An 18,936-nucleotide genomic window follows, 5' to 3' on the forward strand; every position below is an offset into this window, starting at 1 on the left:
TTTGACAGTGCGCTGAGCCCACGGATAGGAAGCAGCTTCGAGAGTTCGAGAGGTGCACCGTGTACGAGCCGAACGTGGTCGGGGACTGGCAGGAGTACGACGAGCATGCCGGCCTGCGCGTCCGCGTCCACCGCCTGGAGCCGGCCGAGCCGCCGCGAGGACGCGACGACGCCGCCGAGGGGCTGACGTACTTCCGGCTCCGCGTGACCGTCGAGAACCGCGGTGACAGCCGCTTCTGCGTTCATCTCGAGGACGGCCAGATCGACGTGCGGATCGGCCCCGACGGGGAGAGCGCCTTCCTGGACTGGCGCAACTCCCAGTTCATCGAGGGCTACGACGTGTACCCGCTGCGCCGCGCCACCGCCGTCCTGTACGCCGCCGGACCGGAGGCGGCCCTGGAGCGGGTGGACGTCCAGGTGCAGCTGAGGGTGGACGAGGACTGGACCGAGCGCCGGCTGTGGGCGGGCGGCACGGGACTGCCCGAGGGGGCCGGGCGCGCACCGTCCGCCGCGGGCCGGGAGAGCCTCGCCCACCAGGTCAGCAACTTCCTGCGCGGCCAGGCGGAGGGCGGCACCGCCTGACCGTCCGGTTCAGTGCGGGATGCCGTCGATGATCTCGCGGGCGCCCTGACGCAGCAGCGCCACGGCGACCGAGGTGCCGAGGGTGGCCGGGTCGAGGCGGCCGGCCCACTCGTGGGCGTTGAGCCGGGTCTTGCCGTCAGGGGTGAAGACGCAGGCCCGCAGCGACAGCTCGCCGCCGTGGTCCACCCGTGCGAAACCGGCGATCGGGCTGTTGCAGTGGCCCTGCAGCACGTGCAGGAACATGCGTTCCGCCGTCGCCTCCCGGTGGGTGGCGGGGTCGCCCAGTGCGCTGACCGCGTCGATGAGGTCCAGGTCGCCCTCACGGCACTGCAGCGCGAGGATGCCCGCGCCGATCGGCGGCATCATCGTCTCGGGGGAGAGGACCTCGCTGATCACGTCGGGGCGTCCGATGCGCTCCAGGCCGGAGACGGCCAGCAGCAGCGCGTCCGCCTCCCCGGCGGCGAGTTTCGCCAGCCGCCGGTTGGCGTTGCCGCGGAAGGGGACGCACTCCAGGTGCGGGTGGGTGGCGGCCAACTGCGCCACCCGGCGCACCGAAGAGGTGCCGATCCGGGTGCCGGGCGGCAACACGTCGAGGGCGAGTCCGTCCGGATGCACGAGGGCGTCGCGGATGTCGTCGCGCTTCAGGAACGCGGCGAACACCGTTCCCGCGGGCAGCGGCCGGTCGGCGGGCACGTCCTTGACGCAGTGCACCGCGAGATCGGCCTCGCCGGCCAGCAGCGCGGCGTCGACCTCCTTGGTGAACGCGCCCTTCCCCTCGACCTTCGCGAGATCGCCCATCCACTTGTCGCCGGTGGTCTTCACCGGCACGACGGTGGTGCGCACCTCGGGGTACAGGGCGGCGAGTTCGGCACGCACACGCTCCACCTGGGCGAGCGCCATGGGCGAGTCGCGGGAGACGATGCGGATCACTTCGGGGACGGACATGCGGACACGATAGTGGCTGCGGCGCACCCCCGGAGACGTATCCCCGGGGGTGCGCGAAAGCCGGCCGGGCCACCGTTCCGCCTCGGCCGGCCGACCGGACCGGGGCGGCCGAGGGTCCCGTCAGCCGTTCGGGTCGAACGGGATGCCCGACGGCTTCGCCGTGGCGAGGTGGGAGTTGAAGCTGCCGTCCTTCAGCCCGAAGTTGGCGCTGCCGAAGTTGTACGAGGTCAACTTGTCGCGCAGGCCCGCCGGGTAGCCGTTCCAGCCGACCAGCGGCGGGTACTGCCACGTTCCCTTGTGGTTCTCCGGCGGCTCGTCGTTGGCGGTCGCGGCACGGAAGCAGTGCGTGCTGATGCCGTCCTTGTGGTAGACGACCTTCGCGTGGGTGCCCTCGAAGCGGATCTGCGAGGCGTTGTGCACGGTGAACGAGCCGTGGTTGGACGTCGAGACGTACCGCACCTGGCTGTTCTGCACCCACACCACGACGTGCTCCCAGTCGTGGCGGTGACCGCCGAGGCTGGTGCCCGGCAGCGCCTGGTCCTTCTCGAAGTACAGGCCGTACAGGTAGGCGCACCAGCCGTTGTTGCACTTGTAGCGCGAGTAGCTGTTGGTGTTGTCCAGGTCCGAGGCGTCCCGGCAGTTGCCGTTGAGTGCGCCGGTCGGGTTGAGGCCGCTGTTGACGGTGCCGTCGACACCGATGGCGGGCGTGGAGTAGCAGCCGTCCGTGTCGTAGTCGAAGGCCGGCTGGTAGGCCAGTTCCTGGGCGTCGGCGTTCACCGGCAGCCCCGGCGGCGGCGCGGCGAACGCGGTGGCGGGGAAGGCGATGACCAGCGCGGCGGCGCCGGCCACGACGGTGAGCCACCTTCTGCGGTGGGTGGCGGATCTCTGAGACGACACTGCGTCCTCCTCCAGGTGCGGGCGCAGCCCAACGGCTGTGGGGGAAAGGGCAGTTCAGCTTCCCCGCATTTCCCTCCCGCGCCAAGAGGTCGCAGGCGTCACCCTGGTGAAGGACAGCCCAATAGTTGTTCCTGAGGCAGTGTCAGAGCAGATGCTCCGGCAGGACGGCCGTGGATTCCTCGGGCGTGAGGTCGGGCCGCAGTCGCAGCCAGGACGGCTGGCGCAGCAGCCCGTTCCTGGTGCGTGTGCTGTAGCGGACCTCGCCGACCAGCCGGGGCAGCGTCCAGTGCGCGCCCGCCACCGCCGGGACGGGATCGAAGGGGCAGGTGTCGCTCGACTGCGTTCGCAGCAGTTCGGCCAGCTCGCTCCGCTCGGTCTCGCTCCAGCCGGTCCCCACGTTGCCGACGTAGCGCAGCCGGCCGGCTCCGTCGTACTGGCCGACCAGCACCGAACCCGGCAGGCCGGTCAGCCGCCCCTTGCCGGGCAGCCAGCCGCCGACGACGACGTCCTCCCCCTTCATGTTGCGGATCTTGATCCAGGCACGGGAGCGCACACCCGGTTCGTACACCGAGTCCAGCCGTTTGCAGACCAGGCCCTCCAGGCCGTGTTCGAGGGTGGCGCGCAGGGCCTGCTCGCCGTGGCCGACCAGCGCGCCCGGCGTCGACCAGAACGGACCGTCGAGGCCCAGCCCCTCCAGCCGCGCCCGGCGGCGGACGTAGGACTGCCCGACCAGCGGGTCACCCGCCAGGTGCATCACGTCGAACAGCACGAGGTGGACCGGCTGCTGCGCCGCGCGGCGGGCCGCCCGCGCCGGTGCGTGGGCGAGGCCCATCCGCGACTGGAGCAACTGGAAGTCGGCGCGTCCCCGTTCGTCCAGGGCCAGCACCTCGCCGTCCAGCACCGCCGGCGTGGTGCCGAGGGCGCCGCCCAGCGGCAGCAGCTCCGGGTAGGCGGCGGTGATGTCCTCACCCGAACGGGCGCGCAGCAGCACGCTGCCGTCACCGGGCAGATAGACCACGGCGCGCTGGCCGTCCTGCTTCGTCTCGTACGCCCACCGCGCGTCCTGCGCGGCGGGCGGCAGCGTGCCCGGCGTGGCGAGCATGGGGGCGATCAGCGGCAGGGTCACGGCCTAGATCTCGACGGGTCGGGGCGGCGTCACGCGCCCCGGCCGCGAGGTTCCCCTGAACGGCGGTGGGCTCACAGGGCGGTGAGCAGCGGCGGCGCGGCTCCCAGCAGGCCCGACTGGTGGGCGATGACGACCAGTTGCGCCCGGTCCCGGGCGCCCAGCTTCGTTCTGACCTGGTGGATGTGCGCGCGTACCTCCGCCGCGTCGAAGCCGAGCCGTTCGGCGATCTCCGTGTCGGAGCGGCCCTCGGCCACTCGGCCGAGCACCTCGCGTTCACGGGCGCTGAGCGCGACGAGGTCCTCGGGGGTGGCGAGCCGGAACTCGTCGGTGGGGTTGGCCAGGAAGCGGGTGATCAGCGCGCGGGTCGCGAGCGGGGAGAGCAGCGCCTGTCCCGAGGTCACCGTCCGTACCCCTTCGAGGAATGCGTCAGCGGTGACGTCCGTGCCCAGGAAGCCGCTCGCGCCGGCCGCCAGCGCCCGCGCGACGTCGCGGTCGAGTTCGGAGGTCGTCAGGATGAGCACCCGAACGGCGGACAGCTCCGGGTCACCGCAGAGCGCGGACGTGACGGTCAGGACGTCGGTGCCGGGCATACGGACGTCCAGCAGGACGACGTCGGGCCGGTGGGTGCGGGTGAGTTCGATCGCCTGGGCACCGTCGGTGGCCTCGTCCACCACCTCCATGTCGTCGCAGGAGTCGATCAGAAGGCGCAAGGTGGCCCGCAGCAGGGCCTGGTCGTCGGCGAGCAGCACACGGATGGTCATGTGATCTGTTTTTCCCGTGCCCGGGGGTCGGGGTACGGCGGCAGTCGGGTGGTGCCCCGGGATCCGCTCGCGGCGAGGTCACCCGACCGGAGCAGCCGCGGCGGCTCCGGCGCGTCCGCGGGACGACAGCCCTTCGCGCATGATGGCTCCGTCCACGGCGATCGCGGGCCACGGGAGTGGACCACGAGCCGACAGGAACGACGGACCGTGCTGTCGGGGCGACGACGAAACCGAGACGTCGAGGAGACGAGGCCCGGGGAACGACGCCGACGGACGGCCGACGGCCGATGACGGATGACGGATGCCGATCGACGAAGGACGAACCGGGAGAACGGCGTGCGTGTGTCACTCCACGAGCCGGAGCACTTCGCGCCACGGCGCTGTCTGATCACGACGGAGCTGCCGTCGTGGAGGGCGACCTGGCGGAACGCCGGTTCGTGGCGGCGTACCGCACCGGCTACCGGGTGGCGGGGTGCTCTCCGTCGGGATGCCGCGGCGGACGGTCCGGGTGCGGCGGCAGGCTGTCGCGGCGGGCGCGAGCCGGCGGGAGCCGGTGTCCGCGCCCGGGTCCCGGGAGGCGGTGCCGGGCGCCGGTCCCGTCCGACCGGACCGCGGTGGGGCGGCGGGCCCGGTGCCCCATGTGCGGCCCGGCTTTCCCGAGCCGCAAATTACTTGAGTTACGCAACAAGATGGTAGAGTGGTTGCCATGTCGTCGCCGCCGCTCCCCCCTGCCTCCGCTTCCCCCGAAGTGATCGAGATCGAGCGGGCGCTGACCAGAATCACTTACCTCAGCACCCGCGCCCGGCAGCACGACCGGCTGATGGCCCTGGCGGAGGTTCCGCTGGACCGGGCCGCCGTCGCGCTGCTGCGTCAGATCGCGGACTCGGAGCCGCTGCGCCCGGGGGAGTTGGCCAACCGGCTCGGCGTGGAGGCGTCGCACGTGACGCGTACCGTGCAGCAGCTCCAGAAGGCCGGGTACGTCTCCCGGGTGCCCGACCCCGACGACCGCCGCGCCCAGCGCATCGAGCTGACCTCGGCCGGCCGGCAGGCCATCGCGCGGATCCGGGACGTCGGCGCCCGGGGCATGCAGATGGCCCTGGCCCACTGGTCGCCGGAGGAACTGCGGCAGCTCGCGACCCTTTTCCACCGCATGGTCGACGACTTCCTCGCCGTGACCTCCGACGACGACACCGAGCAGCGTTCCGCCGCCGAGGCGACCACCCCCTGATCCGCCGACTCGGGACGGGCACCCGGCGACCGGCGCGTGCCGCGTCGTCCTCCGCCGCTGCCTGCGGCCGCACACCGAGGACGCACGACCGCCGGGCCCGGCCCGCGCGGCGAGGAGCCCCCCGCTGTTCGAAGCCTTCCTCCCCGTCAGTAACATCCTCCGTCAGGTACTCGGAGGAGGACCGCCGAAGGAGGAACCGTGCCCCCGTCCCAGCCGGTCACCGGAGACAAGGTCGAGGACTTCGAGTTGCCGGACGAGACCGGCACACCGCGCCGCCTGTCCGAACTCCTCACCGAGGGGCCGGTGGTGCTGTTCTTCTACCCCGCCGCCCTGACTCCCGGGTGCACCGCCGAGGCCTGCCACTTCCGTGATCTCGCGGCCGAGTTCGCCGCCGTCGGCGCCCGGCCCGTGGGTGTCAGCGGCGACCCGGTGGACCGGCAGCAGGAGTTCGCCGGACGCCACACGCTCGGGATGCCGCTGCTCTCCGACACCGAGGGCACGGTCCGGGAACGGTTCGGAGTCAAGCGGGGATTCCAGCTGGCCCCCACCAAGCGGGTCACGTTCGTGATAGCGCAGGACCGCACGGTGCTGGAGGTCGTCCGCAGCGAACTGCGCATGAACACGCACGCCGACCGGGCACTGGCTGCACTGCGCGCCGCGCGGACCTGACCGCGCCGGACCCTGACGCGGGCCTGCCCCACCGGTGATACCGGCGGCATGCGGTTGCTGGGCAAGGACTGCGTCACCGTCTGCCTGGTGCTGGCGGCCGGGACCGGATGCACGGGCGGCGGCGCCGGCCCCGAGCACACCGCGCCGCCGCCGACACCCACGCCCACGCGAAGCACGGTTCCGGAGACACCCGGCGCCGAGCCGCCCCATTTCGTGTCGATTCCCGGCCTCGTCGCGCGGGAGCACCGCGGATCCGGGCTCCGGCTCGGCACGGTACGGCTGCGCACCGACGCCTACACCCAGTACGCGGTCACCTACGAGGCAAACGGTCTGACCATCTCCGGCCTGATGAACGTCCCCGCCGGCAAGGGCCCCTTCCCGGCCCTCGTGCTGGCGCACGGCTACATCGATCCCGACGTGTACACCACCGGCCGCGGACTCGCCCGGGAGCAGGACCTGCTGGCCCGCAACGGCTATGTCGTCCTGCACACCGACCACCGTAACCACGTCGGCTCCGACGACGACCCCGACAACGACGTCGACCTGCGGCTCGGCTACACCGAGGACGTCATCGCCGCGGCGCGCGCTGCGTTCGTCGGGCCGCCGGAGATCGACGGCGACCGGATCGGCCTGCTGGGCCGGTCGATGGGCGGCGTCGTCGTGTACGACACGCTGGTCGTGGCGCCGGGACTGGTGGACGCCGCCGTGGTCTACGCGCCGGTCAGCTCACGACCCGACGAGAACCTCGACCACTTCCAGCGCCGCGACGGAGACCCGGTCGTCGCGCGTATCGAGGCCGAACACGGCAGCCCGCGGGAGAATCCCGTCTTCTGACGGGAGATCTCGCCCGCCACCTGTGTCGACCGGGTCACCGAACCGCTGCTGATCCACCACGGCACCGCCGACGACACCTGCCCCCTGAGGTGGTCAAAACGGACCGCCGCGGCGTTCGAGGCGGCGGGCAAGGACGTCCGTCTGGTGAAGTACGCCGGGGAGGGCCACACGTTCTACGCCCGCTGGCGGGACTCGATGACCACCATCATGGACTTCTTCGAGCGCCGGCTGCGCTGAACCGGCCCCGGTCCGTTCGGCCGTCGGCGACGACCCGGGCGAGCGCGCGACCGCGGCGTACCGGGTGGCTCGCCGCCGGCGGGCGAGGCACCGTCGCCACACCGCGGTTTCGCTGTCACGATCTTCCGTGGGGCCCGACACGGACGACCATCGGAGCGCGTATGACGACGGACAAGGCCACGGCGGAGCAGACCGCGGGCATCGGAGTCAGCCCGGTCGCCGGGCACATCGGGGCCGAGATCACGGGGGTGGACCTGGCCGCCGGTCCGGACGACGACCAGGTGAGGGCGATCCGCGCGGCGGTGCTGCGCTGGAAGGTCGTTTTTTTCCGCGGGCAGCGGCTGGACCACGCCGGGCACGTGGCGTTCGCCCGCCGGTTCGGGGCACCCGTGGTCCTCGGCCGGCGCGGGGGAGCGTCCCCGGCGGGCTTTCCCGAGGTCGAGACGACCGCGGACCGGCTGGAACTGGGCGGGCGGTTCGGCATGGAGCACGACGAGTGGCTGCGCCGCCGCAGGCACACGCCGCTGCGCGGCTGGCACTGCGACCACGGCGCCCGTGTCGACCCGCCGGCCGCGACCATCCTGCGCGCGGAGACCGTGCCGCCCTACGGCGGCGACACCACCTGGGCGAATCTCGCGGCGGCCTACGCCGGACTGTCCGCGCCGGTGCGGGAGTTCGTCGACGGGCTGCGCGCCGAGCACCGGCTCGGCGTCGGCTACCAGTCGCGTCCCGGCGACGACGCCTACCTCCGGCACCTGCTGGATCACCAGGTCGCCGCAGAGCATCCCCTGGTGCGCGTCCACCCGGAGACGGGGGAGCGGGTGCTGTTCGTCAACGGGTACTACCTGGAGCAGATCGCCGACGTCTCCCGCGCGGAGAGCCGGCTGCTGCTGGAGATGCTGCTGGAGCAGGCCACGCGACCCGAATACACGGTCCGGTTCCGCTGGGAGCCGGGCAGTGTGGCGTTCTGGGACAACCGGGCCACCATCCACCTCGCGCCCGGCGACACCGCACATCTCGACCACCCCCGGATCATGCACCGGGTGATGCTCGCGGGCGACGTGCCGGTCGGGGTGGACGGCAGGCCGTCGGTACCCGTCGTCGGCACCGAACCGGGACGCTGGTGACACCGGCCGTCCCGGTCAGGGCAGGCCGGATCAGGCCAGGGGGATGACGACCTCGTCCTCGACCGGGGGGTCGACCTCCTGCGCACGGCTCCCGGTGGCGGCGAAGCAGCGCAGCCGGACCGCCTCCGGGGAGACGTCCAGCCGCAGGAACGACTTGAAGAACGGCGGGCTGTACGTCGCCGAGCCCGGTGAGAACAACTGCGTGTAGATCTTGCGCACGGGCAGCCGGAACCGGGCCGTGCGGTCGGGCCGGCGGCCCGCGCCCAGCAGCGAGGCGACCAGCCTGGTGCGCCGGGTGACACGGGCCGCCGGGCTCGGCGCGCGGGCCGGGGTGATGCCCAGGCGGTCGGCGACGACGGTGGTCGCCTCGTCCTCGGTGAGGGTGAAGAAGCGGCGCAGGCGCAGCCGTCGGCCGTAGAGCCCGCTGTAGAAGGCGAGGGAGTCGCCGCGCAGCGGGTAACAGCGGAACTCCTCCTCGGTGACGTTCGCGACGTCCACGCGCGCGATGGTGTGGGTGGCGTGCATGAACGCCCCGCCGCCGCCCGCCACGACGTACTGCACGGTGCGGTCGCCGTCGACCCTCACCGGATAGCGCTGGTAGTTGTGGATGTCGCCGCCGACAGCCGCGACGTAGCGGTGCCGCGGGTCACGGACGATCTCGTCGACGGTGCCGCCGCCCTCGATGGCGCAGGGACGGTGCTCGCCGTCCACGTACAGCGGCTGACCGGTGATCAGGATCTTCGGCCGGGGGTCCCGGGACACCTCCCGCAGCCATGCGCCCTGCTCGGCGTCGAGGGTGCCGAGCAGTCCGGTGTCGATGCCGATGATCCGCACCGGTCCCGCGTCGATCGCCCAGTACGGGCCCGGCTGGACGGCCCGCTGCTCCGGTGCGGACCGCAGCTTCCGCGCCTCGGCGAGCCGCTGTTCGTCGGCGGGCTTCGACCGGTGCCACAGCAGTGAGCGCAGCCAGGCCCGGGTGAGGGGCCGGGGCGCGGGTCCCGGCGGCAGGGGCGGGGCGTCGTCGCAGAAGACGCGCATGAAGCCGTCGAGGTCCTCGTACCAGTCGTGGTTGCCGGGTATCGCGTAGATGGGCGCCCGGTAGTCCTGGTAGGGGCGGAAGAACTTGCTGCCGTAGTCGTCGATGCCGCCCGCCGGGTAGATCACGTCGCTGGCCAGGATCGCGAACCGGGTGTCCTGACCGGCCTTCAGCAGGCCCGGTACGACCGCGTACTGGGGCTCGTCGCCCTCGCCGGTGTCACCGATGACGAGGAAGGAGAAGCGGTCCGGGTCCTCGCGCCGGATCACCTTGTCGGCCGGTGCTCCCGCCGCCGCCCGCTGGGCGACCCGGCGGCCGCGGGTGACGCCCGTGGGGTCGCCGAACCACGACGCGAGCACGCCGTTGCGGGCGGGCCACATGGTCCTCGGGTCGAGCCAGTGCAGCTTCTCGATCCGATGCGGCAGGAGCCGCTTGTAGGAGCCGGGTTCGGCGCTGCCCCAGCCGGCGCCGCTGACGGTATCGCGCGAGGATTCAGACACCGATGCACCGTAACAACGCCGAGCCGATCAGGAACGGGCGAGTCCCGCACGCGGCCGGTGCCGCGTGCGGGACGCTACCTCGAGCGATCGACGGGACGGTTCAGTTGAAGGGATCGAGGGTCAGATAGGCCTGTTGCGGGGCGCCGTCGTGGACGAGCGACTCGTGGTGCCCGACGTCGTCGAAGGCGAACGCGTACGCTTTGCCGTCGGCCATGCGGTCATGGATGATCCGGGCGTAGTGGTTGGTCACGGCGTCCTGGTAGAAGTTCGCCGCCGAGGCGTCCGGCTGGTCGGGGTTGGTGAGCAGCGTCGAGCGGTTGAATCCCGCGCACAGGGTGCGGGAGATCGGGCCGCGGACCTGGTCGTTGGGGGCGTCCAGCAGCCGATGGCAGCCGAAGACGCTGCCGGCGTCGGGTTTCTGGAAGCTGGTGACGACCGCCCCGGAGCTGTTGGTGAAGTTCATGACGTTGCCCGAGACCCGCCCGAAGTACTTGGTGCCGGGCTGGTTCGCGAACGGGGTGACGGTCAGCGTGGTCGTGGCGTACTTCTGCCAGACCCGGTTGATGTAGTCGTTCATCACCGACGCCGGGAGCGCCCCGGTCTCCACTCCGTACAGCGGCGAAAGGGCCCGCAGTACGGTTCCGTCGGGGCGGGTCTGGACGAGTCCGCCCCAGCCGCCGGACTGGGCGCGCAGGGCGTTGAACACCCCGTTGTAGCCTCCCGGTTCGAGCCGGCCGGTGCTGCTCAGACCGCCGTCCCCGCGCCGCACGCCGACCGTGTACGGCGCGGAGAACATGTCGACCTGGGTGCTGTTGAGCCACAGACCGGCGTCGTTGAGCGTGTACTCGGACCAGTTGAAGAGGATGTTGCGGTTCGGGTCGCTCGGGTTCTGCACGGCCGGCTGAACCAGACCGCCGGTGGTGAGCCGGAAGTCCAGCTTCTGGCCGTAGGAGAAGTAGATCCGGCCGGAGAGCTTGGGGATCCGGATCGTTCTGGACTGTCCGGCGGACGGCCCCGCGATGGAGGCGTCCGGGGCGGGGGTCGGCGGGTTGCCGCCCGCCGGCCACGGGTGGAACGTGCCGTTCGCGTCCGCCCAGCCCTGCTGACCCGTCGTCAGTGACGTGCCGAGGGTGTAGATGTGGAGCGCCTCGCCCCGGCCCGAGTCGTTGGTGATCTGGAGCGGGATCGTGGCGGGCACCGCCGCGTCCGCGGGCGGCGACGTACCGAATGTGAGCAGTGCGCCGAGCAGGGCCGCCGCCGCGGACACGGCCGGCCATCGGTGTTTGGGCATCGTGAGCACTCTCCACCTCCGTGCGGGTGTGGGGGGGGGATTGGTCCGTACCTGGTGTTGAGAGCGCTCTCAGGGTTGCGTTACGGCGCGGTCATGTCAATGAGTAGGACAGGAAAGGAAGTCGGCGGCTCCCGCGGACCGGGGGCGCGGCAGCCGCCGAAGGGGCGGACGGTGGGTCAGAAGGTGCGGTCCAGGAGGTCGAGAAGGGCCGCCCAGTGGCGCTTGTCCCCCTCGGCGTCGTACGACGAGGTGTCGGACTGGGTGAATCCGTGCCGGGCGCCGGGATAGACCTCGCACCGGTGCCGGACGCCGTGTGCGGTCAACGCCTCCTCCAGGCGCCGGATCTGCTCGGGAGGCAGGGACGGGTCCTCGTCGGCGTGCCCGAAGTACATCTCAGCGGTGATGCGGTCCGCCAGCAGATGCGGGCTGTCCGGCGCCTCCGTCGCGAGCTGCCCGCCGTGGAAACCGGCCGCCGCAGCGACGCGCTCCGGATAGCTGCCGGCGGTGAGCAGCACCAGACGCGCGCCCATGCAGTAGCCGGTCAGGGCGACCGGGCCGTCGGCGGCCTCCGGCCGGTCCGCCAGCCAGTCCAGACAGGCGCCCGCGTCGCGCATCGCGCGCTGCGGCGTCAGCTCCCGCATGACCGGCCGGATGTGCCGGAACAGTTCGCCGCGTGACGCGTCGTCCATGAACTCCGGCAGGTCGAACAGCGGAGTGCGCCCGCCGCGGTAGAACACGTTCGGCACCAGGACGGTGTAGCCCGCCGCCGCCAGTCGGTCGGCCATCGCCCTGAGTGCCGGCCGCAGCCCGAAGGCGTCCATGTAGAGCAGTACCGCCGGATGCGGCACGCCGTCGGCCGGGTGGGTCAGATAGGCGTCGGCGATGCCGTCCGGGGTGGGGATGTCGACGTCCGTTCCTTGCACGGCGTTCATGGCTGGGCTGCCTCTCTCGCGTTCGGCGACGAGGAACCCGTCGGCCCGACGGGCCCCGATCACCGTCATCGTGACATGCGTCCATGCCATCGCGACGGTTGCCCCGCCCGCCCGCCGGCCTACTCGAACCGGGTGACGTCACCCGCCCCGCGCCGGACGACCTCCGCCTCTCCCTCCGAGAAGTCGATCACCGTCGTGGGCTCGGTGCCGCAGTCCCCGGAGTCGACGACCGCGTCCAGTACGTGGTCGAGCCGGTCCTTGATCTCCCAGCCCTGGGTCATCGGCTCGTCCTCGTCGGGCAGGAGCAGGGTGCTGGACAGCAGCGGCTCGCCGAGTTCGGCGAGCAGGGCCTGCGTCACGGCGTGGTCGGGGATGCGCACGCCGACCGTCTTCTTCTTCGGGTGCTGGAGCATGCGCGGCACCTCCTTCGTCGCGGGCAGGATGAACGTGTAGCTGCCGGGCGTCGACGCCTTGACCGCGCGGAAGACGTCGTTGTCGACGCGGACGAACTGGCCGAGCTGCGCGAAGTCCTGGCACATCAGCGTGAAGTGGTGCCGGTCGTCCAGCTTGCGGATGGCCCGGATCCGGTCGATGCCGTCACGGCTGCCGAGCCGGCAGCCGAGCGCGTAGCAGGAGTCCGTGGGGTATGCGATGAGTGCCCCCGAGCGGATGCTTTCCGCGATCTGGGCGATGGCCCGCGGTTGGGGGTTGTCGGGATGCACGTCGTAGTACTTCGCCATCCGTCGAGCTTATGCCGTTCGCCGGGCACCGCAGACCAGGGTCCGGACTGTTCCCCCGGCCGGGTCGCGATCGGCCGCCTCCGCCGTGCGGGGAGCCCGGCCCCGCGTGCGCCGCCCGGTCGGCGTGACGTCCGGCCGCGACAGCCCCGTGCCCGTCGACCGGCCGTGAGGTAACGTCCCGAGCGGTATGTCTGAGATAAGGACGCAGCAGCGAGAAGGGGGCAGGTCCGACGTGGCTGGCCGAGGGGACGAGGGCCGTCGCATGCACGTGGCGGACGGTACGGATCCGGGGTGGGAGCGGGAACTGCTCGACCACCTGCGGCCGGCCGGGCGCGATGTGCGCAAGGTCGTGGCCTGGCTCGCCGAGGTCGCCCGCGCCGACGTGTCGCTCCAGGACGACACCGGGGCCCTGCTCGCGGGAGCCCGCGCACCCCTCGACGAGGCGGTCGTCGCCGACATCGCCGCCGGCCGGATCGCCTCCGCCGCCCTCCAGGACCGGGACCGGCATCTGCGCCTGGTCAGGGTGGAACTCCCGCAGGGCACCTCGGCCGGAGTGCTGGCCGTGTCCCGGCCCGCCCCCTTCGACCGGCGCGCCTCCGACATCGTCACCCACACCGCCGGGGTGCTCGAACTGCTGCTGCGGGCGCGGGGGAGCGCCGCCGCCGGACACCGGCTGCGCCGTGCCACCTCGGATCTGCGCCTGGCGATCCTGCAACTGCTCATGGTCGAGGACATCGTCTCCGCGCGCCGGGTGGCCGCCGGCCTCTGGCCCGGCCTCCTCGACACCGAGACCGCCTGCGTCTACGTGGCCGAGAGCCGCCCCGAGGACCGCGACCGGTTCGCCGAGGAGTGCGTGAGCGCGACCTCGGAACAGGCCCTCGTCGTGCGCTGCCCGGCCGTGGACGCGCACGTCATCGTCGTCACGCCCGACGACGCGGCGGCGGCGGAACTGCGCTCACTGGTGCACGACCGCCCGGACACCTACATCGGCGGCAGCTCCCGGCACAGCCTCGCCCAGACCGCCACCGCCTACGGCCAGGCCGTCAGCGCCCTCGCCGTGGCGCACTTCCGCCCGGACAAGTCGGCCGTCTACGCCGAGCGCACCCACCCCGAACGCCTGATGGACCCCGGCGTCCTGCGCGGCTGGACGGTCCGCCTGCTGCGCCCTCTCGACAGGCTGCCGCACCACACCCGCGCCGAACTGCTCGCCACCACCCGGCTGGGCCTGGAGTTCACCGCCGTCAACGCGGCCAAGGTGCTCGGCGTCAGCCGCAACACGGTCCGCGCGCGGATGGAGCGCGTCGAGGGCATGCTGCGCACGGACCTGTCGGACCTGACGGTGCGGGCCGCCGTGCACCTTGCGCTGAACACCGAGGCGGGTCTTGTGGAGGTGCCGGGCGACCGGGACGGAGCGGCCGGGAACGGGTTCGGCGAGCTGCTGGCGGGCCCCGCCCTGCGGACCTGGGCCGGCGACCTGCTGGGCCGTCTCGCCACCGATGCCCGGGACCTGCGCCGCACCCTGCGCACCTGGATCGCGGCCGGCGGCAACGCCGAGCGGGCCGCACAGCTGCTCGGTGTCCACGCCCAGACCGTGCGCGAGCACGTGCGCAGCGCCGAGCCCGTCCTCGAACGTCAACTTCTGGACGGCGGCTGCGACCTCTACGAGGTGGTGCTGGCCCACCTCGCCCTCGGGGACCTGGACCAGTCAGGTCTGCCGGGGGCGAATCCGGGCCATCCGGACTCACCTGTGCACGGTTGAGTCCTCCGCCGCGCGAAACGGGCATGGACACGATTCACAAGGCCTCCGCCCTGCACGTAGTTTCGAGGAACCGCGGGGGCACGACCGGAACGGGGGACCGGTCGCGCCCCGGCGGCGTTCGTGTGACGCGAGGACGCCGCCCGTGCGCCGTCTCGGTCCGGGCCGGTGGGTCAGCCGCCGAGCCGCACCGGCGGTTCCTGCCATCCGAACGCGATGAACGACGGCACCTGCCGCAGCTTGCCGACGGCGGCCGCAGCCGGGGAAGCGGTCGAACAGCGCCGGGAGCGCACAGGGCGGTCGTCTCGGCCCCGGAGCAGGGCCTGTTGCCGGCGTGCGCGCAGCAGACCGGTGCCGAGGGCGAGCGCGGACAGCGTGCCGGCGGCCGGACCACCGACGACCGGGACCGGAAATTCGATCATCGAATGGTTCCGGGGGAGGTCGGGGCAGGACAGGGCCCGAAGCCCCGCCGTGAGCACACGCGCAGCACACTGCAACCGACGGTGACCGATCTCGCCCGAAGTGATAGGAGTTCGCGCCGAAACTGCTCACCGGCTGTTCACTTCGGTGGCAAGCGAAACAATCGGCAGGTGGCGACGGCGAGTTGACGTGCCGATGCGCGAGGTCACCTCACCGTGCCGTGGTGCAGGGCCATTTGGGGGATACGCTCACCCGGTCCGGTGAGCGGCCGAGGGCGCGCGTGCCACCCGCCGGGTCCGGCCGTTGCGTCGGTCATGGACCGACCCTCCCGCGCGACGCTGCCGCGTCCGACGAGTGATCCCGCGCCCGACTCCTACGCCCAACTCACCAACGGGGGCTGGTGCCACGTCCCGGCCCACACCCGACTCGCCCTGCAGCGGCGCTCGGTGGAAGGCGGCCTGCCCGCGCCCTCCGAGGTCCAGTGGGTCTCCTTCGCCGCGCTGCCGGTGAGGGCGTGCGCGGCGGAGCGGTGCCCATGACGCGCTACTGACCGCACAGGGGCGCCAGCACGGACAGCGTGCCGTTCGCCTGGCGCAGCGCCAGCTCCAGGGTGGTGGGCGCGTGCAGCGAGCCGGTGCCGTCCGGCGGGATCAGCCACTCCAGGTACCGGGCCGAGCGGTACGGCGGCGGTACCGCCACCCAGGAGCCCTTGCTCGCGTGCCGCAGGCCCGCGCCGATCCACCGGCTGCCGGGGTCCGGCGGCAGCAGGAACCCCACCCGGTGCGCGGCGGTGTCCACCAGGGTCGGGCCCGGGATCGGCAGCGAGGGCCGCCACAGCAGGTCCAGGGTGAGCAGGCCCAGTTGATCGGGCACGCTCACCACGTCCCAGAACCGCCCGGCTTCGAGGAGCGCGATCCCGTCGCCGTGGTCCCACTGCCGCTTGCACTCCTTGGGGTCGGGTGCCGCCGCGGCGAGCCACTCGACTCCGCGCGTCCAGATCAGATCGGTCATCTTCCGCTCCGGGGGTGTCCGCTGGGTCCGTGCGGAACCCAGGGCAGGACAGGGGATGCCGGCGACGGCCGTCGTCGGCATGCCGATCCGGCATATGCATGCTCGTAGATATTTCTATGGCGCGGAAGGGGTGGCGCGGGCTGGCGTTTCAGGGCGCTTTGTTCGGCTTGCGGCCTCACGTTCGATCGATCGCCTCACGGCAGTGGCTGTTCGGCCCAGATGACCTTGCCGCCCGGCAGATAGCGCGTGCCCCAGCGGTCGGCCAGCTGCGCGACCAGGAACAGGCCGCGCCCGCCCTCGTCGGTCATCCCCGCGTACCGCAGGTGCGGTGCGGTGTTGCTGCTGTCGAACACCTCGCAGATCAGGCTCCGGTCGCGCAGCACCCGGACGCGGATGGGTTCACCGCCGTACCGGATGGCGTTGGTGACGAGCTCGCTGAGGATGAGCTCCGCGGTGAAGGCAAGGTCCTCCAGCCCCCATTCCGTCAGCTGCCGGATGACCGAGGCGCGCAGCTCCGCGACGGCCGCCGGGTCCGACGGGACGTCCCAGACGGCGACCCGGTCCGGCCCCAGCGCCCGGGTGCGCGCGACGAGCAGGGCGACGTCGTCGCTGGGCCGGTCCGGCAGCCCGGAGTCCAGCACCGCCCGGCAGGTGTCCTCGGGCGACGGACCCGCCTGCTCCAGAGCGGCGCGCAGCTGCTCCAGGCCGATGTCGATGTCCCGCTCCCGGTCCTCCACCAGCCCGTCGGTGTACAGGACCAGCCTGCTGCCCTCCGCGACCTCCACGTCCGTCGTCTCGAACGGCAGGCCGCCCAGCCCCAGCGGGGGACCGGCGGGCACGTCGAGGAACTCCACCGTGCCGTCCGGCCGGACCAGCGCGGGCGGCGGATGCCCGGCCCGGGTGATCGAACAGCGGCGGGTGACCGGATCGTAGATCGCGTAGACACAGGTCGCGCCGGTGACCGTGGCGCCGCCGGTCTCCGCCGCGTCGTCGATCTCGTCCTGGTCGATGCGGGCGATCAGTTCGTCGAGCAGCCCGAGCAGTTCGTCGGGGGCGAGGTCGAGGGCGGAGAAGTTGTGCACCGCGGTCCGCAGACGGCCCATCGTGGCCGCGGCGTGCAGTCCGTGACCCACCACGTCTCCCACGACGAGGGCGACCCGGGCCCCGGACAGCGGCAGTACGTCGAACCAGTCGCCGCCGACGCCGGACTGCGCCGGCAGATAGCGGTAGGCCAGCTCCAGGGCGCTCTGCTCGGGCAGCCGGCGCGGCAGCAGACTGCGTTGCAGCGTCACGGCCATGGTGTGCTCGCGGGTGTAGCGGCGCGCGTTGTCGATGGACACCGCGGCACGGGCCACCAGTTCCTCCGCGAGAGCCAGGTCCTCCGCGTCGAACGGCTCCGGACGGTCCGAGCGCCAGAAGGTGACGATGCCGAGGATCAGGGACCCCGCCCGCAGCGGCGCGGCGATCAGGGAGTGGATGCCGTAGTCGAGCACCTGTGCGGTGCGTTCGAGGTCCTGCGCCTGCCAGCCCGGTGCCTCCCGCAGCCGGGCCGCGACGACCGCCCGCTGCGTGCGGATGCTGTGCGCCTGCGGTGAGGACGGGACGAACCTGATCAGCCGCCCCACCGGATACAGCGGCGGCTCGCCGCGTATGCCGGCGAAGGCCGTGCGGCGCAGGTGGGTACCGGGCTCGGGCTCCTCACCGATCAGCACGGCGTTGAAGAGGTCCACGGTGACGAAGTCCGCGAGGCGCGGCACCGCGAGCTCGGCCAGCTCCTCCGCGGTGCGGGTGACGTCCAGGCTGGTCCCGATACCGACCCCGGCCGCGTACAGCATGTCGAGCCGTTCCCGCGCGACGTCCGCCCGGCCGGACAGGGCCCGCAGTTCCGTCGAGTCGCGCAGGGTCGTGACACTGCCGGCCGGACCGCCGCGCAGGTCGGTGGGCCGCTGGTTGACGGCCAGCAGCCGGTCCTTGACCCGGTGGACCTCGTCCGTGGCGAACCGTCCCGACGCGAGCAGTTCGGCCGTGCCGGGCTCCAGACCCAGGTCCCGGACATGACGGCCCTCGGCGTCGTCCGGCAGACCGAGCAGCCGGCGTGCCTCGTCGTTGGCGAGCAGCAGCCCGCCGTCCCCGCCGAGGATCAGCACGCCCTCCCGCACGGCGTGCAGCACCGCGTCGTGGTGCTCGTACATCCGGGTCATCTCACGCGGGCCGAGGCCGCGGGTCTGCCGCAGCAGACGGCGGCTCACCAGCGCCGTGCCGACGGTCGCCACGGCCAGTGCGCCGGCCATGCTGAACAGCACCAGCGGCAGCTGGCGGTTGGCCGCGCCGCCCACGCGCTCGGTGGTCACGCCGGCCGACACCAGGCCCACCACCTCCCCGTTCCGAGCCTCGACCGGCACGATGGCCTGCACGAGCGGGCCGATGGTGCCGTGCACCTCCTCGGTGACGCTGCGCCCGGCCAGCGCCGGCTCGATGTTCCCGACGAACTTCTTGCCGATGCGGTCCGGCAGCGGATGGGTGTAGCGGATCCCGTCGGTGTTCATGACGACGACGAAGTCGACGTGGGTCGCCTTCCGGGTCGCCTCGGCCCGCGGTTGCAGCACGGCCGTGGGATCCGGGCTGCGCAGCGCCGCCGCCGTGCCCGGCGCGTTGGCGAACGTCTCCGCGACGCTCAGCGAGCGGTTGCGGGCCTCCACGGCGCTGTCGTAGCGGGCCTGAAGGACCAGGGCGACCACGGCCACCACGACCAGCAACAGCACGATGACGACCTGGAGGACGAAGACCTGCCCGGCCACACTGCGTCCGCTCAGGGCCGACCACACCGCTGCCCACGGCCGCCGCC

At 72.5% G+C, this 18,936-nt stretch carries 17 protein-coding genes and 1 pseudogene; 7 read left to right on the forward strand and 11 right to left on the reverse strand.

What is annotated here, in order from left to right; genetic code table 11:
- Positions 1-59 precede the first annotated feature (59 nt).
- A complete protein-coding gene (locus DN051_RS34855) occupies positions 60-581 on the forward strand; it encodes a hypothetical protein (RefSeq protein ID WP_053757859.1) in 522 nt (173 codons plus the stop codon).
- Positions 582-590: 9 nt separating this feature from the next.
- Here the strand turns inward: DN051_RS34855 and hemC are convergent, their stop codons facing one another.
- The 4 genes from hemC to DN051_RS34875 form a co-directional block, all read right to left on the reverse strand.
- On the reverse strand, positions 591-1,526 hold the full coding sequence (hemC, locus tag DN051_RS34860; RefSeq protein ID WP_053757860.1) for a hydroxymethylbilane synthase: 936 nt from the start codon (positions 1,524-1,526) through the stop codon (positions 591-593).
- A gap of 120 nt (positions 1,527-1,646) precedes the next feature.
- On the reverse strand, positions 1,647-2,423 hold the full coding sequence (locus DN051_RS34865) for an NPP1 family protein (protein ID WP_053757861.1): 777 nt from the start codon (positions 2,421-2,423) through the stop codon (positions 1,647-1,649).
- 142 nt (positions 2,424-2,565) lie between these two features.
- Positions 2,566-3,549: an ATP-dependent DNA ligase gene (locus DN051_RS34870; RefSeq protein ID WP_199314745.1), complete on the reverse strand. Its 984-nt coding sequence runs from the start codon at positions 3,547-3,549 to the stop codon at positions 2,566-2,568.
- A gap of 71 nt (positions 3,550-3,620) precedes the next feature.
- Positions 3,621-4,310: a response regulator gene (locus DN051_RS34875; protein ID WP_112440626.1), complete on the reverse strand. Its 690-nt coding sequence runs from the start codon at positions 4,308-4,310 to the stop codon at positions 3,621-3,623.
- A gap of 706 nt (positions 4,311-5,016) precedes the next feature.
- Here DN051_RS34875 and DN051_RS34885 point away from each other — a divergent pair.
- From DN051_RS34885 to DN051_RS34900, 4 genes and pseudogenes are all read left to right on the forward strand, one after another.
- A complete protein-coding gene (locus DN051_RS34885) occupies positions 5,017-5,538 on the forward strand; it encodes a MarR family winged helix-turn-helix transcriptional regulator (RefSeq protein ID WP_053757863.1) in 522 nt (173 codons plus the stop codon).
- Between the two features lie 198 nt (positions 5,539-5,736).
- On the forward strand, positions 5,737-6,207 hold the full coding sequence (locus DN051_RS34890; RefSeq protein WP_112440628.1) for a peroxiredoxin: 471 nt from the start codon (positions 5,737-5,739) through the stop codon (positions 6,205-6,207).
- Positions 6,208-6,555: 348 nt separating this feature from the next.
- Positions 6,556-7,278, forward strand: a pseudogene (locus tag DN051_RS34895) (alpha/beta hydrolase family protein).
- A 161-nt stretch (positions 7,279-7,439) separates the two neighbouring features.
- Positions 7,440-8,405 (forward strand): TauD/TfdA dioxygenase family protein, encoded by a 966-nt coding sequence (locus DN051_RS34900; protein ID WP_053757866.1) that lies wholly within the window; start codon positions 7,440-7,442, stop codon positions 8,403-8,405.
- Positions 8,406-8,435: 30 nt separating this feature from the next.
- Here the strand turns inward: DN051_RS34900 and DN051_RS34905 are convergent, their stop codons facing one another.
- The 4 genes from DN051_RS34905 to DN051_RS34920 form a co-directional block, all read right to left on the reverse strand.
- The gene (locus tag DN051_RS34905; RefSeq protein WP_112440630.1) at positions 8,436-9,941 is read right to left on the reverse strand and encodes a metallophosphoesterase family protein; all 1,506 of its coding nucleotides are present in this window, start codon (positions 9,939-9,941) and stop codon (positions 8,436-8,438) included.
- A 100-nt stretch (positions 9,942-10,041) separates the two neighbouring features.
- A complete protein-coding gene (locus DN051_RS34910) occupies positions 10,042-11,232 on the reverse strand; it encodes a glycoside hydrolase family 64 protein (RefSeq protein WP_162625026.1) in 1,191 nt (396 codons plus the stop codon).
- 176 nt (positions 11,233-11,408) lie between these two features.
- On the reverse strand, positions 11,409-12,164 hold the full coding sequence (locus DN051_RS34915) for a dienelactone hydrolase family protein (protein WP_053757972.1): 756 nt from the start codon (positions 12,162-12,164) through the stop codon (positions 11,409-11,411).
- A gap of 119 nt (positions 12,165-12,283) precedes the next feature.
- Positions 12,284-12,904, reverse strand: a complete 621-nt coding sequence (locus tag DN051_RS34920; RefSeq protein WP_053757868.1) for an L-threonylcarbamoyladenylate synthase — start codon at positions 12,902-12,904, stop codon at positions 12,284-12,286.
- A 262-nt stretch (positions 12,905-13,166) separates the two neighbouring features.
- Between DN051_RS34920 and DN051_RS34925 the strand changes: the two genes are divergently transcribed.
- Positions 13,167-14,663 carry a helix-turn-helix domain-containing protein gene (locus DN051_RS34925; protein WP_112440634.1) on the forward strand — a complete coding sequence of 499 codons (1,497 nt, stop codon included), beginning with the start codon at positions 13,167-13,169 and terminating at the stop codon, positions 14,661-14,663.
- A gap of 170 nt (positions 14,664-14,833) precedes the next feature.
- On the opposite strand, the gene DN051_RS47325 is transcribed toward DN051_RS34925, so the two are convergent.
- Positions 14,834-15,082, reverse strand: coding sequence for a hypothetical protein (locus tag DN051_RS47325; RefSeq protein WP_053757870.1), 249 nt, complete (start codon positions 15,080-15,082; stop codon positions 14,834-14,836).
- A 312-nt stretch (positions 15,083-15,394) separates the two neighbouring features.
- Between DN051_RS47325 and DN051_RS45240 the strand changes: the two genes are divergently transcribed.
- On the forward strand, positions 15,395-15,619 hold the full coding sequence (locus DN051_RS45240; RefSeq protein WP_159053987.1) for a hypothetical protein: 225 nt from the start codon (positions 15,395-15,397) through the stop codon (positions 15,617-15,619).
- Between the two features lie 4 nt (positions 15,620-15,623).
- Here the strand turns inward: DN051_RS45240 and DN051_RS34930 are convergent, their stop codons facing one another.
- Together DN051_RS34930 and DN051_RS34935 are read right to left on the reverse strand one after the other, a co-directional pair.
- On the reverse strand, positions 15,624-16,091 hold the full coding sequence (locus DN051_RS34930) for a hypothetical protein (protein ID WP_053757871.1): 468 nt from the start codon (positions 16,089-16,091) through the stop codon (positions 15,624-15,626).
- Positions 16,092-16,285: 194 nt separating this feature from the next.
- On the reverse strand, positions 16,286-18,889 hold the full coding sequence (locus tag DN051_RS34935; protein ID WP_053757872.1) for a SpoIIE family protein phosphatase: 2,604 nt from the start codon (positions 18,887-18,889) through the stop codon (positions 16,286-16,288).
- Between the last annotated feature and the right edge of the window lie 47 nt (positions 18,890-18,936).

This window comes from Streptomyces cadmiisoli (genome assembly GCF_003261055.1).
GTDB lineage: Bacteria > Actinomycetota > Actinomycetes > Streptomycetales > Streptomycetaceae > Streptomyces > Streptomyces cadmiisoli.

What these genes read in the sequence shown, in the direction of transcription:
- hemC (WP_053757860.1), bottom strand. Translation starts at nt 1,526, where the DNA reads ATGTCCGTCCCCGAAGTGATCCGCATCGTCTCCCGCGACTCGCCCATG.
- DN051_RS34875 (WP_112440626.1), bottom strand. Translation starts at nt 4,310, where the DNA reads ATGACCATCCGTGTGCTGCTCGCCGACGACCAGGCCCTGCTGCGGGCC.
- DN051_RS34885 (WP_053757863.1), top strand. Translation starts at nt 5,017, where the DNA reads ATGTCGTCGCCGCCGCTCCCCCCTGCCTCCGCTTCCCCCGAAGTGATC.
- DN051_RS34900 (WP_053757866.1), top strand. Translation starts at nt 7,440, where the DNA reads ATGACGACGGACAAGGCCACGGCGGAGCAGACCGCGGGCATCGGAGTC.
- DN051_RS34910 (WP_162625026.1), bottom strand. Translation starts at nt 11,232, where the DNA reads ATGCCCAAACACCGATGGCCGGCCGTGTCCGCGGCGGCGGCCCTGCTC.
- DN051_RS34915 (WP_053757972.1), bottom strand. Translation starts at nt 12,164, where the DNA reads ATGAACGCCGTGCAAGGAACGGACGTCGACATCCCCACCCCGGACGGC.
- DN051_RS34920 (WP_053757868.1), bottom strand. Translation starts at nt 12,904, where the DNA reads ATGGCGAAGTACTACGACGTGCATCCCGACAACCCCCAACCGCGGGCC.
- DN051_RS34925 (WP_112440634.1), top strand. Translation starts at nt 13,167, where the DNA reads ATGCACGTGGCGGACGGTACGGATCCGGGGTGGGAGCGGGAACTGCTC.
- DN051_RS47325 (WP_053757870.1), bottom strand. Translation starts at nt 15,082, where the DNA reads ATGATCGAATTTCCGGTCCCGGTCGTCGGTGGTCCGGCCGCCGGCACG.
- DN051_RS45240 (WP_159053987.1), top strand. Translation starts at nt 15,395, where the DNA reads ATGGACCGACCCTCCCGCGCGACGCTGCCGCGTCCGACGAGTGATCCC.
- DN051_RS34930 (WP_053757871.1), bottom strand. Translation starts at nt 16,091, where the DNA reads ATGACCGATCTGATCTGGACGCGCGGAGTCGAGTGGCTCGCCGCGGCG.